Source organism: Glaciihabitans sp. GrIS 2.15, assembly GCF_035984695.1.
Classification (GTDB): Bacteria; Actinomycetota; Actinomycetes; order Actinomycetales; family Microbacteriaceae; genus Lacisediminihabitans.
Window position 1 is genome coordinate 126,738 of the sequence record NZ_JAXCHU010000003.1, and the last position, 16,772, is coordinate 143,509.

At 65.0% G+C, this 16,772-nt stretch carries 16 protein-coding genes; 8 read left to right on the forward strand and 8 right to left on the reverse strand.

The genetic code is table 11. The features are described from left to right. Positions 1-91: 91 nt before the first annotated feature. The 3 genes from RCH11_RS05225 to RCH11_RS05235 all read left to right on the forward strand — a co-directional run bounded on the left by RCH11_RS05225 (position 92) and on the right by RCH11_RS05235 (position 1,680). Positions 92-526, forward strand: coding sequence for a DoxX family protein (locus RCH11_RS05225; RefSeq protein ID WP_327055938.1), 435 nt, complete (start codon positions 92-94; stop codon positions 524-526). Between the two features lie 90 nt (positions 527-616). Then, positions 617-754 carry a hypothetical protein gene (locus RCH11_RS05230; RefSeq protein ID WP_327055939.1) on the forward strand — a complete coding sequence of 46 codons (138 nt, stop codon included), beginning with the start codon at positions 617-619 and terminating at the stop codon, positions 752-754. A 20-nt stretch (positions 755-774) separates the two neighbouring features. Then, positions 775-1,680, forward strand: a complete 906-nt coding sequence (locus tag RCH11_RS05235) for a hypothetical protein (protein ID WP_327055940.1) — start codon at positions 775-777, stop codon at positions 1,678-1,680. A 511-nt stretch (positions 1,681-2,191) separates the two neighbouring features. Here the strand turns inward: RCH11_RS05235 and RCH11_RS05240 are convergent. From RCH11_RS05240 to RCH11_RS05250, 3 genes are all read right to left on the reverse strand, one after another. Then, positions 2,192-3,781, reverse strand: a complete 1,590-nt coding sequence (locus tag RCH11_RS05240; protein ID WP_327055941.1) for an ABC-F family ATP-binding cassette domain-containing protein — start codon at positions 3,779-3,781, stop codon at positions 2,192-2,194. Between the two features lie 185 nt (positions 3,782-3,966). Continuing rightward, entirely contained in the window at positions 3,967-5,016 is a 1,050-nt protein-coding gene (locus tag RCH11_RS05245) for an NAD(P)H-dependent flavin oxidoreductase (protein WP_327055942.1), read from the reverse strand. Positions 5,017-5,068: 52 nt separating this feature from the next. Next, the gene (locus tag RCH11_RS05250) at positions 5,069-5,401 is read right to left on the reverse strand and encodes a cupin domain-containing protein (RefSeq protein ID WP_327055943.1); all 333 of its coding nucleotides are present in this window, start codon (positions 5,399-5,401) and stop codon (positions 5,069-5,071) included. Between the two features lie 79 nt (positions 5,402-5,480). Between RCH11_RS05250 and RCH11_RS05255 the strand changes: the two genes are divergently transcribed. Continuing rightward, a complete protein-coding gene (locus RCH11_RS05255; protein ID WP_327055944.1) occupies positions 5,481-5,642 on the forward strand; it encodes a hypothetical protein in 162 nt (53 codons plus the stop codon). 106 nt (positions 5,643-5,748) lie between these two features. Next, the gene (locus RCH11_RS05260) at positions 5,749-8,571 is read left to right on the forward strand and encodes a cation-translocating P-type ATPase (protein ID WP_327055945.1); all 2,823 of its coding nucleotides are present in this window, start codon (positions 5,749-5,751) and stop codon (positions 8,569-8,571) included. Here the strand turns inward: RCH11_RS05260 and RCH11_RS05265 are convergent, their stop codons facing one another. Then, positions 8,572-9,933, reverse strand: a complete 1,362-nt coding sequence (locus tag RCH11_RS05265) for a hemolysin family protein (protein WP_327055946.1) — start codon at positions 9,931-9,933, stop codon at positions 8,572-8,574. A gap of 164 nt (positions 9,934-10,097) precedes the next feature. Here RCH11_RS05265 and RCH11_RS05270 point away from each other — a divergent pair, with 164 nt between their 5' ends. Next, complete coding sequence (locus RCH11_RS05270) at positions 10,098-10,619, forward strand: mycothiol transferase (protein ID WP_327055947.1); 522 nt, start codon at positions 10,098-10,100, stop codon at positions 10,617-10,619. Between the two features lie 181 nt (positions 10,620-10,800). Here the strand turns inward: RCH11_RS05270 and ychF are convergent, their stop codons facing one another. From ychF to RCH11_RS05285, 3 genes are read right to left on the reverse strand one after another with little or no spacing between them, the layout of a single operon-like run. Next, positions 10,801-11,874 carry a redox-regulated ATPase YchF gene (gene ychF, locus RCH11_RS05275; RefSeq protein WP_327055948.1) on the reverse strand — a complete coding sequence of 358 codons (1,074 nt, stop codon included), beginning with the start codon at positions 11,872-11,874 and terminating at the stop codon, positions 10,801-10,803. Positions 11,875-11,885: 11 nt separating this feature from the next. After that, entirely contained in the window at positions 11,886-12,656 is a 771-nt protein-coding gene (locus RCH11_RS05280) for a class I SAM-dependent methyltransferase (RefSeq protein ID WP_327055949.1), read from the reverse strand. Beyond that, the gene (locus RCH11_RS05285; RefSeq protein ID WP_327055950.1) at positions 12,656-13,051 is read right to left on the reverse strand and encodes an SseB family protein; all 396 of its coding nucleotides are present in this window, start codon (positions 13,049-13,051) and stop codon (positions 12,656-12,658) included. The genes RCH11_RS05280 and RCH11_RS05285 overlap by 1 nt, the downstream gene beginning before the upstream one ends. 86 nt (positions 13,052-13,137) lie before the next feature. Between RCH11_RS05285 and RCH11_RS05290 the strand changes: the two genes are divergently transcribed. After that, entirely contained in the window at positions 13,138-13,743 is a 606-nt protein-coding gene (locus RCH11_RS05290) for an exonuclease domain-containing protein (protein WP_327055951.1), read from the forward strand. Here RCH11_RS05290 and RCH11_RS05295 read toward each other — a convergent pair. Next, on the reverse strand, positions 13,718-15,214 hold the full coding sequence (locus RCH11_RS05295; RefSeq protein ID WP_327055952.1) for a CoA-acylating methylmalonate-semialdehyde dehydrogenase: 1,497 nt from the start codon (positions 15,212-15,214) through the stop codon (positions 13,718-13,720). The two genes, RCH11_RS05290 and RCH11_RS05295, sit on opposite strands and share 26 nt — an antisense overlap. A 143-nt stretch (positions 15,215-15,357) precedes the next feature. On the opposite strand from RCH11_RS05295, the gene RCH11_RS05300 reads away from it, so the two are divergent. After that, on the forward strand, positions 15,358-16,695 hold the full coding sequence (locus RCH11_RS05300) for a DNA recombination protein RmuC (RefSeq protein ID WP_327055953.1): 1,338 nt from the start codon (positions 15,358-15,360) through the stop codon (positions 16,693-16,695). Positions 16,696-16,772 lie beyond the last annotated feature (77 nt).

The window sequence follows — 16,772 nt, forward strand, 5'->3', positions numbered from 1 at the left end:
ACGATGCTGCGAATAGTACGTTCGAACACGGAGTTGGTCAAGACCAACGGGCTGTGGGCGAAGCGCCTCGCTGCAGCCCTAGGCTCGAATTGTGTCTTTACCCTCGACAAAACGCTCTTCCGTCGCCCGCACGGCCGGTCGACTGCTGCTTGGCGCGTTTCTCCTGCTGGCGGGAATCAGCCATCTCACCGTCAGTCGAATGGCTTTCCGCGCTCAGGTACCGCGCTGGGTGCCTGTCGATGCGGATTTCGTGGTGCTCTCATCCGGGATCGTGGAGATCACCCTCGGGCTCGCCCTCCTGTTGCTCGTGCGCCGGCAGGTGATCGTGGGAGTGATCGTGGCCGTTTTCTTCCTGCTGGTCTTTCCCGGCAACATCTCCCAGCTGGTCACCCACACCAACTCCTTCGGGCTCAACACCGACCTGGCCCGTGGCATCCGGCTGCTGTTCCAGCCGCTGCTGGTCGTCTGGGCGCTGTGGAGCACGGGAGCCTGGTCGGCGATTCAAAATCGCCCTCGCCAGGCCTAGTCATAGGGAATTAACCTCTTCGACCCCGGCAGGTCGGCTCGGGCTCCTAACCTCCTCACTGGTTCACACTCAACGACCCCGGAGGATTACATGCGCGTGAAGAAAAACCTGTTGATCGCCGTAACGGCGGCCGCACTGCTGATGGCGGGGGCGCGACACCGGCATTCGCCGACGATGTCGGTCATGGTCACAACACCACCGGAGACGGTTCGGATCGCCGGAACCTAAGTTTCGGAATCATCGGCGATGTGCCCTATGGGAAAGCAGAAATCGCGGCATTCCCGTCGTACATCCAAGATCTCAACGCACACCGGGAACTCGACTTCGTCGGGCACCTGGGAGACATCAAGAGCGGATCGTCGGTCTGCTCCGACGAATACTTCGCCAGCATCCGCAGCAACTTCGACACCCTCACTGTTCCCCTCGTCTACACGCCGGGCGACAACGAATGGACAGACTGTCACCGCACCAACAACGGCGCCTATAACCCGATCGAGCGGCTGGCCGCGGTGCGAAATACCTTCTTTCCCCGCCCCGGTGTCACTCTCGGAGCGCCGATGAAAGTCGACTCGCAGGCACGCGCGGGGTACCCCGAGAACGTCGACTTCCGCACGAGGGACATTTCCTTCACCGCCGTGAACATTCCCGGGAGCAACAACTCCCTCGTGCCGTGGTCCGGCCTCGGCCAGACAGCGCCGACGCCCGAACAGACCGCCGAGGTTCAGGCGCGCACGCAAGCGGACATCCGCCAGCTCACCGACACGTTCCAGGCTGCCCGCCGACACCGTGACCGGGCGGTGGTCGTGATGACCCAGGCCGACATGTTCGACCCGACGGTGACCAACCCCGCGACATCCGACTACGCGGGCTACACGCCCCTGGTGAAGGCGCTGATCGAGCAGGCAAATGACTTCGGCGGTGCGGTGTACCTGATCAACGGAGACAGCCATGTCTTCAACGAGGACCACCCGCTGGCCAGCGGATCGCCCTGGTTGGCGTTCTACGGCCAGTCGACCGCCGCGACCAACCTCACCCGTCTCACGGTCGACGGGTCATCCAACGCCCAGGACTGGCTCAAGGCGACGGAAAGTCCCCTCGGGTCGGCGACGCCGCTCGTGTTCGAGCGCGTGCCGTTCACCCACCCCGCCTCCTGAGGCCAGCCAGCGCCGGGTTCGCAATCAGCGGACCCGGCACCGCCTGACAAGTGCGGTTGGGAGCGGTGAAGGCCAACGCTTGGGAAGTCACCCAAGTCGACGGGAGTCGTTGTGCCCGACTGCCAGTCATGGCGAAGAATCGCGTAGGCGACCGAGCCGAACACAGCTCCGCCATCGGCGGGCCATGCCTCACGGTAGTGCGCCTCTGTGACAAAGCCTGCAGGCTGAAACGTCCTGCGCATCGCGAGGGATCTCCGCCAGGCGAAGGTCGAACATCGGTCCGCCGTCGGCGAGATCCTCCAGGATGACGACGCCGAGCCGACGGCGAAGATCGTCATCGATCCACAGTGCGGCGTGATCGTCACCGTCATAGCGACCGCGGTCGATTGCGGTCGAGATCTGCTCGAAAGAGGGCTCGGAATGATCGTTAAGGGAAAGGAATTTCCCACCGGGAATTCGACGAAGTCGGCCTAGCCTGACGAGCGAACGACGATCGGAACGAAGGAGATGGTCACGCGGCGCGCACGTCCAGTTCACCGGGATCCGCGCCATCCGCTCCGAACACGATGCGACGATTCGCGACCTTCTCACTGAAGAAACGATCGTGACTTACCACAACGACCGCGCCGGGAAAGTGCAGCAGCGCCCGCTCCATCAACTGGGTGCTCGCCAGGTCGAGGTGGTTGGTCGGCTCGTCGAGCAGCAGCACGGATGCCCCGGACAGCAGGCACTGCGCCATCGCGACCCTGGCGCGCTGGCCACCCGAGAGGTTGCCGATGCGCTGCTTGAGGTCGGCTTCCGAGAACTGGAACATTCCGAGGAACCGACCGACCGACTTGCGGGTCGCCGTGAGCGCGAGGCTGTCGGGGTAGGCATTGACGGCGTGGGTGACCGTGTCCGTGTCGTCGAGTTCAACGAGCACCCGGTTATACGAGAGGACCTTCGTGCCCGCGGCCCACGTGACCTCGCCGGCATCCGCCTTCTCGTCACCGGTCAGTACGCGAAGCAATGTCGTCTTGCCGCTGCCGTTCGCGCCGCTCACCACGATGCGGTTGCCCCGACGAATCTCGAACGACACCCCCTCGAAGAGCACCCGCTCTCCGAAGGATTTACCGAGGCCTTCGATTCGGCACAGCACATCCTTCACGTGCAGGCCACCGTAGATCTCCGTGATGATCTGATCGACCGGCCGCGGTGCGCGCGACTTCTTGATCTGCGAGAGCTGTTTGTCGAGTCCGCGGCTCTCCGCCTTCGCGGCATCCCGGCGATCGGCGATACCCTCGGCCTCGAACGCCAGCAGCTCCGACTCGTGCTGAAACTGAGCCTCGAGGGTCTTCAGGCGAAACTGCTTCTGGATGATGTACTCGCCGAAATTGCCCGGGTACTCGTGCAGGTGGTAGTTCTCGATCTCGATGATGCGGGTCGCCACCGCATCGAGAAACTTGCGATCGTGCGAGACGATGACCGCGGCGCCGTGGAATCCGCGAAACCAGGCTTCGAGCCATTCGACGCCCGCAACGTCGAGGAAGTTCGTCGGTTCGTCGAGCAGCAGCACATCCGGGTCTTCGAGCAGGATCTTGGCGAGCGCCGCACGGTTTCGCCAGCCTCCCGAGAGCTCGTCGATCGCACATACCCGGTGCGCCTCGTTGAAGCCGAGGGTCGTGAGAGCAGTGTCGATGCGACGGCGGTAGTCCCAGCCATCCAGTCGATCCATCTCGCTGAACAGGTCGGACTGCCGGTGGATGAGCGGGTCGAGGTCTGCCGACGGGTCGGCGGCGATCTCAGCATCGATGGCCGCGAGCTCGACCTCGATGATGGCGATCTCTCCGAAGAGGCCCTCAAGCACCTCGACGATGGTCGCGGCTCCGTCGAGCTCGGAAAACTGCGAGAAGTACCCGATGCGGGTGCCGGGGTCGATAGTGACCGTGCCGGAGTCGGGGGTCACCTGTTCGAGGATGAGTTTGAGGATGCTGGTCTTGCCGGAGCCGTTGCGTCCGATCATCCCGACCCGGTCGCGGCTTTCGAGCCGGAAGAAGGCCTCACGCAGGATCGGCGTGTTCTCGAAGCGGAGTTCTACGTCGTTCAGGCGAACCAGGCTCATGCTGTCCTTTCGAGGGCGAAGGCCGCGGCGGGCCGCATCGAACTCTAGCCGAGGGTCCTTGCGGGGGTGTCGGCCAGCCGCAGTGCCCTTCGCTCCACGACCACCTCCCGTTTTTCCTATCACCGTCGTGTGCAAACACTGCGGTGGTAAGAAAAACGGGAGGTGGTTGGTTGGTGAGCCGAGGCTCAGCGACGGCCGAAACCGACAGCCAGCTCTTCGAACACGGCGTGAGCCCGGTCGAAACGGGCAAGCGGGCTGGCCTGACCCATCCAGAGGGACTGCAGGTCAGTGAGGTCGCGACGAGCTGCCTCGGCCCGAAATTGGCCGGTGAGCCAGTTCTGCGCGGGGAACGTTGCGACATGACCACCCTGTTCGATCGCGCGGACGGCACGGTTTGGGATGCCTCGGGCGAGGCGTCCGCTCAGTGCACGGGTCAACACCGTCGAGTGCGCCGCCGAGTCGATGATCGCCGTGCGGTAGGAATCGTTCACCGCTGACTCTCGAGTGCGAAGAAAGGCTGTACCGACCTGCACGCCACTGGCTCCCAGCGCCAGGGCTGCGGCGACACCGCGGCGATCGGCGATACCTCCGGCGGCGATCACCGGCACGCTGATCGCATCGGCAACCTGCGGCACGAGCGCGAAAGTGCCGACGAGTGAATCCTCGGCACGCCGCAGGAACGACACGCGATGACCTGCCGCCTCGGCACCCGACGCGACGACCGCATCAACGCCGCCCTGCTCGAGAGCTACCGCCTCATCCACTGTCGTCGCCGTGCCGAGCACCAGGATGCCCCGCTCTCTCGCGCGTGAGACGACATCGGTCGGCGGGACGCCATAGACAAAACTGAGTACCGCGGGTCGAGCCGCGAGAACGGCTTCGATCTGCTCGTCGAACGGAGGAATGAACCGATCCGGGCGCGCCGGAGGTTCGATCCCGAGCTCGTCGTAGAACGGCTGAAGCTGGTGGCGGGATGCGTCGAATTCCTCTGGCGTGCCATCCGCAACGTCGTCGAGCGGAAGCCACAGGTTCAGCAGAAACGGGCGCGACGTTTCAGAGCGAAGCCGCGCCGCAGTCTCCGAGATACGTTCAGCGGAGTAACCGTACAGTCCGTACGATCCCAGTCCACCCAATTCGCTGACCGTCGCCGCGAGGCTGACGGACGACACGCCCCCGAACGCGCCAAGCACGATGGGCAGGTCGACCCCCAGAAGATCCGTCAGCTCGATAGACATCGGTCGTCCTCGTACTTTCTCCCGTGATTCTTTCTGTTGGTGAGGTGTTCCGTCACGTCTTCTTCACGACCGTGAGCAGAATCACCGAATCTTCCACCGAATCGAGGGAGTGCGTTCGGTCAGGCACGATCATCAGGTCGCCGGGTGATCCGTTCCAGGTCACCTCTCCGGCACGGAGCAGCACCCGCCCGACGAGAACCTGAATGGTCGCCTCTCCGGGATTCTCATGCTCCGACAGGCCCTCACCCGCGCGCAATGCGATCAGGGTCTGGCGAAGCTGATGCTCATGTCCTCCGAAGACTGTGCTCGCGCTGCGCCCGTTGGAGGCGGTGAGCGCGTGTGCTAGTTCGTGCCGAGCCAGTGCCGTAAGCGAGGTCTTTTGCATGGCTCCCAGTGTCCTCCTCTTCGGCCGGATGTGGCCCTCTCGACATCAGGAGGAGGATCAAGGGGTCGGAAGGAGCGACGTGACACAGAATGACCGGGTGCAGGACGGGGGCGAGGGCGGCGATGCCGCGTGCTGGCTGTCGCAGGTCTGCACCGAGTGCGGCGCCCTTCTGGAAGCAGCGGTGCCGATGCCGTGCTGGCGGTGCGGGCTGACGCCCGAGCGAGCGCAGGTCGATCTCTGACCAAAGCCCACCCCTTCGCCCAGCCGCGCGGATCCAGATGCAACCAGCCGGGCGTCCGATTCGAATCAATCCTCCACGTGCGCGCATCCTGCGTCAGGATTGAAACATGGCGGCCTCTCTGGAAACCGGCGCGGATCCCTCTCTGCGGGAAACGCGGCAGATCGCGCTCGAGCTCGGCGTCGATCCCGGAACCGGCCTCGGAACGGCCGAAGCACAACGACGGCTCGAAGCAGACGGACCCAACGAGCTGCGCGGTATCCCGCCGGTGCCGGCCTGGCGCAAATTCGTCTCCCAGTTCCACAATCCGCTGATCTACCTGCTCCTGGCTGCGGTGGCCATCTCCCTGGCTGCCTGGATGGTCGAAGACGCCGACGGGCCGCCGATCGACTCGATCGTGATCGCCGCCATCGTGCTTCTCAATGGGATCCTCGGATACGTGCAGGAGGCGCGCGCTGACGACGCCGTTGCGGCCCTCGGCGCCATGACTACCGCCTCCAACACCGTACTGCGGGGCGGCGAACTGGTGACCGTGCCGTCGGCCGAGCTGGTGCGCGGAGACATCCTCACCCTGTCCGAGGGCGACGCCGTCGGCGCGGATGCTCGGCTGCTCTCCGGGAGTGGATTGCGCGTCGCCGAGGCCTCCCTCACCGGCGAGAGTGAAGCCGTGACGAAGCATCCGGACACCCTTCCCGACATGGTTTCACCGGGCGACCGCCTCAACATGGTGTTCAAGGGAACCGCGGTGGCCCAGGGCGTGGGGCGCGCGATCGTCACTGCCACCGGCATGGACACCGAGATGGGCGCGATCGCCCGGATGCTCGATGCGACTGTCGAAGAGCCAACGCCCTTGCAGACCGAACTCAACCGCCTCGGCAAGATGCTTGGACTCATCGTGACAGTGATTGCGATTGTCGTCATGCTGACGATCATCCTCGTCAATGGTGTCAGCACCGCGCGCGATCTGGTGGTGGTGCTGCTGCTCGGCGTCTCGCTCGCCGTCGCTGCGGTGCCAGAAGGCCTGCCCGCGATCCTGTCGGTCGTGCTTGCAATCGGCGTCCAGCGGATGGCCACTCGCCACGCCATCGTGAAAAAGCTCAACTCCGTCGAGGCGCTCGGTTCGGCGTCGGTGATCTGCACCGATAAGACCGGCACCCTGACACGCAACGAGATGACCATCGAGCGGGTACTCACCGCCTCCGGGCGAGCGGATGTCACCGGCCTCGGGTATCGCCCCGACGGAGAGGTTCGCAGCGTCGGGCAGCCGCTCGATGCGACCGCGACCGACGCCTCCCTCCACTTCGAAACCCAATTGGTGCTCATCGGTGGGTCGCTGTCCAACAATGCACAGCTCACCGAGCGTGACGGGCACTGGAGCATTCAGGGAGACCCGACCGAGGCGGCCTTCCTCGTCGCCGCTCACAAACTCGCGGGCACCACCGGCCACGTCGACCGGTTCGAGCGCCACGCCGAGATCCCGTTCCCGTCGGAGCGCAAGCTCATGACGACAGTCCAGCGCGAGAAGAAGCACGGCTCGATAGTGCTGTTCACCAAGGGTGCGCCGGATGTTCTCCTCCCACTCTGCACCCGGCTGCAGCGCGGCCAGGAGGTCATTCCGCTCACCGAGGAGCTGCGCAAACGCGCGGCCGACGACATTCAGGCGATGTCGTCGGAGGCATTCCGAACGCTCGCAGTGGCCTATCGGGAGGCGGACCTCCCGATAACGTCCGACACCGATTTCACCGAATCGGTCGAGCACGACCTGATCTACGTCGGCGTCGTTGGTATCATCGACCCGCCTCGCGTCGAGGTGGCTGCAGCGATCGCCGAGGCGCACCGGGCGGGCATTCGGATCATCATGATCACCGGTGATCACCCCGCGACTGCGGCGCGGATTGCCGCCGACCTCGGCATCATCGAACCCGGCGGGCGGGCTGTGACCGGCTCAGAACTCGACACCCTCGACGACCCCGCCCTCTGCGAGGTCACCCGGGAGGTGTCGGTCTACGCGCGCGTCTCGCCGAAACACAAGCTGCGCCTGGTCGACGCCCTGCAGGCCGACGGCGAAGTCGTTGCGATGACGGGCGACGGCGTTAACGACGCACCGGCGCTGAAATCCGCCGACATCGGCGTCGCAATGGGGATCACCGGAACGAGCGTGACCAAGGACGCCGCCCGCATGATTCTCGCCGACGACAACTTCGCCACGATCATCGCCGCCGTGCGCCAGGGCCGGAGGATTTTCGACAATATCAAGAAGTTCCTCCGCTACCTGCTCTCGTCGAACATGGGGGAAGTGCTCACCGTCTTCCTCGGCGTGGTCTTCGCCGGCTTCCTCGGCCTCTCCGGCGCCAGTGAGGGTGCAATCGCCGTGCCGCTGCTCGCGACGCAGATCCTCTGGATCAACCTGGTCACCGACTCCGGACCCGCCCTGGCGATGGGCGTCGACCGCGAGATCGACGACGTGATGGCGCGGGGGCCACGGTCGCTGCACGACCGGGCAATCGACGGACGCATGTGGGGCGGCATCCTGTCGATCGGTCTGGTGATGGCGGTGGCTACGCTGTTCGCAATCGACCTTTTCCTGCCGGGCGGCCTGGTGGAAGGCACGGACTCGCTCGCGGTCGCGCGCACGGCGGGATTCACGACGCTGGTATTCGCACAGCTGTTCAACACGCTCAACTCGCGCTCGGAAACGACAAGCGCCTTCCGGGAGCTGTTCGCGAACAAGTGGCTCTGGGGCGCCATCCTGCTCGCGATCGTGCTTCAGATCATGGTCGTTCAGGTGCCGCTCCTCCAGGCTGCGTTCGGCACCGCCCCGCTCGACCTCGCGCACTGGGGATGGTGCGTGGCGCTGGCGTCGACCGTGCTCTGGTTCGATGAGATTCGGAAGATCACGCTGCGGTGGCTCGCCAAGCGCAGAGCGTGCTGATCAGGTTGTGGGGGACCCCGGCGCGTCGGCCCGACCGCCGGGCCTGGCGATGCGGATGCGGACTATACGGTACCCATCCGTCTTCAGCACCGTGAGGCGCACTCCGTCGACAACGACACAGTCGCCCTCCCGTCCGACCCGGCCGAGTCGGTCGAGCAGGAATCCGGCGACCGTCTCATAGGGACCATCGGGCAGTTCCACCCCAGACATGGACGTGAGCTCTTCGAGGATGAGTCCGCCATCGATCTCGAGCGCCCCGCCGCTCTGCAGGGCGGAATCTTCCGGCTCCCTCTGGTCGTCGTACTCGCCATAGATCTCACCGACGAGTTCCTCCACCAGGTCTTCCATGGTGACGATCCCGTCGGTGCCGCCGTACTCGTCGAGCACGAGAGCGATCTGCTGGTTCTCGCGGCGCATGGTCGTGAGAGCATTCAGCACGGGAATCGATCCGGGAAGGGGCAGGATCGGGCGCATGATGTCGACGAGCGTCGGCCCGGTGTCCGACCCGATCTCCGATTTCCCGCTCTGGGGGACATCCGAGGGGCGCGGCATCGCCGCCATCAGGTCACGGATGTGCACAAATCCGAGCACATCGTCAATCGACTCCCCCCTCACGGGAAACCTGGAGTGCGACAGTTCGAGGCTCACACGGTAAGCCTGTGCGACCGAGAGGCTACCGGAGAGAAACTCCACATCCGGGCGCACACGCATCACTTCGACGAGTCGACGGTCACCGGCGCGGAACACATCGGTCAGGATGCTCCTGCTGTCATCCCTAAGGCCCGGTTGGCTCACGATCAGTTCGCGCACCTCATCCGCCGAGACCGCCTGGGCAGCCACGTGCGGGTCGCGCCCGAGCAGGCGCAACACTCCATTGGTGGAGACGGAGAGCAGCCAGATCACCGGGCGCATGATGCCCGCGAGCACGTTGAGTCCCGGGGCGAGAACGCGCGTAAATGCCACCGGATGCTGCATGGCGAGGCGTTTAGGCACCAGTTCGCCGAACACGAGTGAGAGGTAGGCAATGAGAAGGGTCATGCCGATGAAGGCCACGACCGAGGCGGCACCGGCCTGAATACCCCAGCTCTCCAGAACCGGGACGAACTCGGGGGCGATCGTCGAAGCACCGTACGCGGAGGAAAAGAATCCGGCCAGAGTGACGCCGACCTGCACCGCGGAGAGGAACAGGTTCGGATTACGCACGAGCGCCCCGATCCTCTGACCATCCGCACCGGTGGCCTCGATCTGGCTCACCTGGCTCGCGCGGAGGGTGACCATCGCCATCTCCGTACCGGAGAAGACGCCGCCGATCACAACGAACAGCAGCACCAGGAGAACATTGAGAAGGATTTCACCGTTCATGCCTCGACGCTACTCCGGGACCGACTGGCTCCCCCGTGACGCGGCACCGAGCATCCGCCCCGTTACTTTCTTCGTGGGCCCGGACCGGTTGCGCATCACAGGGCCGGGCCCGACAGGGCCGAAGGACCCTACCCTGCTGGCAGACTCGCGCGTACCGTCAAAACATGACCACTACCGCCGCACTTCTCGTCGACGCCTTCGATCGAGTCAGGGACGCCGTTCATCACGCCGCCAAGGGGCTGAGTCCCGAACAGCTGTCGGCGCGGGTCGACGACGGCGCCAATTCCATCGGCTGGCTACTCTGGCATCTCAGCCGCATCCAAGACGACCATATCGCAGCGGTCGCCGGTGTTGAGCAGGCCTGGACCGCGGACGGTTGGGCCGGACGGTTCGCCCTTCCGTTTGACGTGAGTGCTACCGGATACGGCCACACTTCCGCTGATGTTGCCAAGATGGGCATTATCAGCCGCGACAAGTTCATCGGCTACCACGACGACGTGCACGACCGCACTGTGCGCTATGTCATGACCCTGACAGATGCCGACCTCGACCACATTGTCGACCATCGCTGGACGCCGGTCGTGACGCTCGCGATGCGTCTTGTCAGCGTGATCAGTGACGACCTTCAGCACATCGGCCAGGCTGCCTTCGTGCGCGGACAACTGGAACGACGCTCACCGCGCTGACGGGTCACCGTGCGCGCTGCATCGGGGCGAATCCGTGGCGGGCGGGGTGCGCTGCCCTCCGGCCCTACCGCCCTCCGGCCCTCCCGCTTGCATCCACCGCCCACTTTTCTTACCACCTCCGTGTGTGAACACGGTGGTGGTGAGAAAAAGGGGAGATGGTTCGGGGCGGAGCGGGCCGAACCTAGTTGTTGAAGCGGAACTCCACCACGTCGCCGTCCTGCATGACATAGTCCTTGCCCTCGATGCGGGCCTTGCCCTTGGCCCGGGCCTCCGCGATCGAACCGGTGTCGACGAGGTCCTGGAAGCCGATCACCTCGGCCTTGATGAAGCCCTTCTCGAAGTCGGAGTGGATGACGCCGGCCGCCTGCGGGGCCTTGGCACCCTTGGGGATGGTCCAGGCCCTTGCCTCCTTTGGACCGGCGGTGAGGTAGGTCTGCAGCCCAAGGGTGTCGAAGCCGATGCGAGCAAGCTGGGTGAGGCCGCTCTCCTCCTGGCCGGTGGAGGCGAGCAGTTCCGCGGCATCCTCCGGGGAGAGGTCGATGAGCTCCGACTCGAGCTTGGCGTCGAGGAAGATTGCCTTGGCCGGTGCGACAAGGGCGGCGAGGGAAGCGAGGGCCGCGGCATCCTGCAGCACCTCCTCGTCCACATTGAAGACATAGATGAACGGCTTGGTGGTGAGCAGGCCGAGTTCCTGGATGAGCGAGACCTCGATGGTGGATGCCGAGAGCGGCTTGCCTGCGTCCAGGAACTTCTGCGCTTCGAGGGCGACCGCGAGCACAGCGGGCTCGGTACGCCTGGTCTTGACTTCCTTCTCATAGCGCACCACCGCCTTCTCGAGCGTCTGCAGGTCGGCGAGGATGAGTTCGGTGTTGATGGTCTCCATGTCGGAGGCTGCGTCGACTTTGCCGTCGACGTGCACCACATCCGGGTCGGCGAAGGCGCGGATGACCTGCGCGATCGCATCCGCCTCACGGATGTTGGCGAGGAATTTGTTGCCGAGCCCCTCCCCTACCGAGGCGCCCTTGACGATGCCAGCGATGTCGACGAACGACACCGGGGCTGCGAGAATGCGTTCGCTGCTGAACAGTTTCGCAAGCGCGTCGAGGCGCGGATCCGGGAGACTGACGACGCCAACATTCGGCTCGATGGTGGCGAAGGGATAGTTCGCCGCCAGCACCTGGTTCTTGGTGAGCGCGTTGAACAGTGTGGACTTGCCGACATTGGGCAGTCCGACGATTGCAATAGTAAGAGCCACGAGCGCCCAGTCTATCCAGTGCCAGGAGACCCTGTCGGGCCGCTGGGGAGGGTCGCCTGGAACCCGTATGTTCGGTAGGGCAGGTCGAAGCGCGCCCGGCCTGCCAGTGTGGAGTCGGATGCCACGAGCTCGCGCACCGCGGCGAGAGTGGCCGCCCGATCCGCAGGCGACGCCGTGATGATGAAGCTACGGGAGGCGACGAGGGCCACGAGTGACTCCACGTCGATATCGTTCTGCCAGTCGGTCTCGAAAGTCTCGGTCACTCCGAACGGCTCCGGGATCTTGATCGTGCCGCGGATGGAGCGCTCCGCATCGCTCGATCCCATGATGTCGCCCAGTCGCCGCACCCACGCGACCGTCTCGTCGCGGATGTTCCACACCAGCGCAAGGGTGCCGCCGGGACGAAGTACCCTCGCGATCTCGACGGCTGCCCGCGCGGCGTCCATCCAGTGCCAGGCCTGGGCGATCGTGACCAGGCCAACGCTCGCATCAGGCAGGGGGATGCTCTCCCCCGTTCCGGCGAGCGCGCGCACTTTAGGGAGACCGGCGGCAAGCGTCGCGCGCATCACGTCGTCCGGCTCGACGGCGATCACGTCGAGTCCGCGCGCGACGAGGCATCGGGTGAACTTGCCGGTGCCCGCGCCGAGGTCGAGCACGGTGCGCGCAGCGGCCGGGAGCATCCAGTCGACCACGGCGTCCGGATAACCCGGACGCGCCCGTTCGTACTCTCCCGCGGCGCGCCCGAAGGAATTGGCTTGCTCGGTCGTGCGATTCTCATCCATCAGTCGTGTCCGCCCAGCCTGCGAAGGAAGGCGCCAAGGCCGGCAGGGGTGAGTTCGAATCCGATGGAGCGGGAGGGATTGACCACCATGCCAGCCCCGGGCGGGATCGAGACGAGCAGCGAACGACCATCGATGGTCAGTGCGAACGCGGCGAGGTCGCCGAATTCCACGATCTGGTCGGCGTGAGTAAACACGGCGAGCATCGATGCTCCGTCGACGTCGAAGAGCACCGGCTGCAACTGCGCGAGGTTGTCGGTCACCTGCGTGCCGCTCGGCACGATTATCGGGCTCGCCGCGAACAGCTCGAGCACGTCGAGGGTGGTTGCGCGTCCCGCTTCGGCCAGCACGATCATCCGTTCGAGATCGGTCGGCTCCCGCACTGCCCTGACTTCCATGCTTCGACCCTAAGCTGCCCAGCTTTGGCCGCCGCCACGCGGCGTGCTCGCCCGGCACCGTCGTACGCACGTGAGACGATGCCGGGATGGCCCTCAACTTCACCGCAATCGACTTCGAGACCGCCAATTCCTCCGCCGCCTCCGCCTGTTCGGTCGGACTGGTGAAGGTGCAGGGCGGCATCGTCGTCGACCGGGTGGCCTGGTTCATCCGCCCACCCGCAGGGTTCGATCACTTCACCGAGCGGAATACCCGCATCCACGGCATCAGGGCGCCGGATGTCGCGGACGCGAAGTTCTGGAGGGAACAGCTTGCCGACCTGGTGGCATTCGCCGACAATGACTTCCTCGTCGCCCATAACGCCGGATTCGACATGGGCGTGATCTCCGCAGCGTGCCGGGCGAGCCTCGTGGACATCCCCGACTTCCGCTACCTGTGCAGCCTGCAGGTGGCTCGCAAGACCTACAACCTGGACTCCTACCGACTGCCCGTCGCTGCGATGGCGGCCGGATTCGAGGACTTCGCCCACCACGACGCGCTCGCCGACTCGGAGGCCTGCGCCGCGATCATGGTGCACGCCGCGAACCGGCACGGTGCAGAATCCATCGAAGAACTCGCACGCATCACCGGTTCGCGTCTCGGAGCGATCGGACCGCTGTCGCTCGAGCCTAGTTCTGCGGGAAGCCGAGGTTGATTCCGCCGTGGCTCGGATCGAGCCAGCGGCTGGTGATCGCCTTCTCGCGGGTGAAGAACTGGAAGCCCTGGATGCCGTAGGCCTTCGAGTCGCCGAACGACGAGTCCTTGAAACCACCGAACGAGTAGTAGGCGACCGGAACGGGGATCGGCACGTTGATGCCGATCATGCCAACCTCGATCTCGTTCTGGAAGCGGCGAGCCGCTCCCCCGTCGTTGGTGAAGATCGCGGTGCCGTTGCCGTACTGGCTGGCGTTGATGAGAGCCACGCCCTCGTCGTAGCTCTTCACCCGTACGATCGAGAGCACCGGTCCGAAGATCTCGTCGGTGTAGACGCGGGAGGTGGTTGACACATTGTCGATCAGGGACGGGCCGAGCCAGAACCCGTTCGGGTCCCCATCCACCTCGATGCCGCGGCCGTCGACGACCACGGTCGCGCCGTCCTCGGTCGCAATGTCGAGATAGGAGGCAACCTTGTCACGGTGCACCTCGGTGACCAGCGGTCCCATGTCGCAGGAGCGTCGGCCGTCGCCGACCACCAGGGTGGACATTCGCGCCGTGATCTTCTCGATCAGCTCGTCGGCCACCGGTTCGACGGCGACCAGCACCGAGATCGCCATGCAGCGCTCGCCGGCCGAGCCGAAGCCGGCATTGATCGCGGCATCCGCGGTGAGGTCGAGGTCGGCATCCGGCAGCACGAGCATATGGTTCTTGGCGCCGCCGAGGGCCTGTACGCGCTTGCCGTGGTGGGCCGCGGTCTCATAGATGTACTTGGCGATCGGAGTGGACCCGACGAAGGAGATCGACTTGACGTCCGGGTGCTCGAGCAGGCCGTCGACCGCGACCTTGTCGCCGTGCAGCACGGTGAACACGCCGTTCGGCAGTCCGGCTTCGGTAAATAGGGCGGCGAGCCAGTTGGCTGACGAGGGGTCTTTCTCCGAGGGCTTCAGCACAACAGTATTGCCCGCTGCGATCGCGATCGGGAAGAACCACATCGGCACCATTGCCGGGAAGTTGAACGGGCTGATAATGCCGACGACTCCGAGCGGACCGCGGGTGGAATACACATCGACTCCGGTCGAGACGTTCTCACTGAACTCACCCTTGATGATGTGCGGGAATCCGGTGGCAAGTTCCACGACCTCGAGGCCACGGGTGATCTCGCCGAGGGCGTCGGAGATGACTTTGCCGTGCTCAGAGGTGAGGATCTCCGCGAGTTCGCCCTTGCGCTCGTTGAGTAACTCACGGAAACGGAAGATGATCTGCTGGCGCTTGGTGACAGAGGTGTCACGCCAGGCCGGGAATGCCTTCTTGGCGGATGCGACGGCCTCGTCGATCTCGGCCGTGTCGGCGAGAGCAACGTTCTTGGTCGCGACTCCGAAGGCGGGATCAAAGACCGGGGACGTGCGGCCAGAGGTGCTGACTCGCTCGGCACCATTGATCCAGTGCGGCACAACGGGGAGATGCGACATGGTTTCTACTTTCTGCGCAGTGTTGGGTTTTCTGCCCTGCACGAGATCATCTCATCCCTCGCAGGCCTCTTGCGGATCCGCTCAGACAGTGCATCGCGGCACAGTTACGACCCACTGTCGCTGGCCACTGCCACACTGGCTTCATGGATCCGCTTCTCGCCCTCATCATCGGCCTCCTCCTGGGAGTGCTTCTCGGCGCCGTGATCGGACTTCTGCTCGCACGGGCCCGGCACAGTAACTCGACTCCGGCAGTCGATCCTGCCCTGATCGCCTCCCAGCACGAACTCGCACTCGGTGCGGTGCGCGCGGAGGAGGCGAGGGCTAAGTCCCTGCTCGGCTCTGAGCTGGCCGCCATCCAGGCCACCGCTGTCGCCCTCAAGGAACAGGTCGCCGCGCAGCAGGAGCAGTATCGCGAACTGGTGGACCGGCAGCGTCGCGAGCAGGCCGCCGAGTCCGACCGCCAGCAGCGCGAGAGCAAGGTGCTTCAGGCACTCACGCCGGTGCAGGAATCCCTCCGGTCGATGCAACTGAAGGTGACCGAGTTGGAGACCCAGCGCAGCCTGCAGCACGGCCAGCTGACCCAGCAGCTGCGCAACGCCACCGAGTCCGAGGAGCGTCTGCGCAGCACAGCGGAATCCCTCGCCTCTGCCCTCCGCAACAACGCAACCCGAGGGGTATGGGGCGAGACCCAGTTGCGAAATGTAGTGCAGGCCGCCGGCCTCATCGAGAGGGTCGACTTCGACGTGCAGTCGAGCATCGCTTCGGATGCCGGGGCGGGCCGGCCCGACATGGTCATCCACCTGCCCGGGGGCAAGAACATCGCCGTGGATGCGAAGGTGCCGTTCACCGCATACCTCGAGGCGAGCCAGATCGCCGTCACCGCGACGGGCGAGGAGGGGGCACGCCGCGAGGCCTTCATCAAGCAGCATGTCCGCGCAGTGCGTGCCCACATCGACACCCTCGGCAGCAAGGCCTACTGGGCCGGGCTCGAAGCCTCCCCCGAACTTGTGATCGCGTTCATCCCGAGCGAATCACTCGTGGCATCCGCAATGGAGGCCGATCCCGGCATCATGGACTACGCCTTCTCGAAGCGCGTCGCCCTCTCCTCGCCCGTGACTCTCTGGTCGGTGCTCAAGACCGTCGCCTTCAGCTGGCAGCAGGATGTCGTCACGCAGGAGGCCAAGATGCTATTTGACACCAGCCGCGAACTTTACAGCCGCTTGGCCACTCTCGCCGGCCACATCGAGAAGCTCGGACGATCCATCGAGAGCACGGTGAAGAACTACAACGGATTCGTCGGTTCGCTCGAACGCCAGGTGCTGCCCTCGGCGCGCAAGTTGAATGTACTGGACGAGTCGAAGGTGCTGGGAACCCCTGCCGAGATCGAGGAACTCCCCCGCGATCTCACCGCATTCGAGCTGGTCGCAGAGCTCGAGGTCACGGCCGGCCCGGATGCGGAGCACCTCCGCGCAGACCAGTAGGCTCGTGACAAACCTGCGCCAGACAGGTCGGGTACGCCCGTCCGGCTCTGCCCGATCGCTCTCGCGGCGTGGCACCA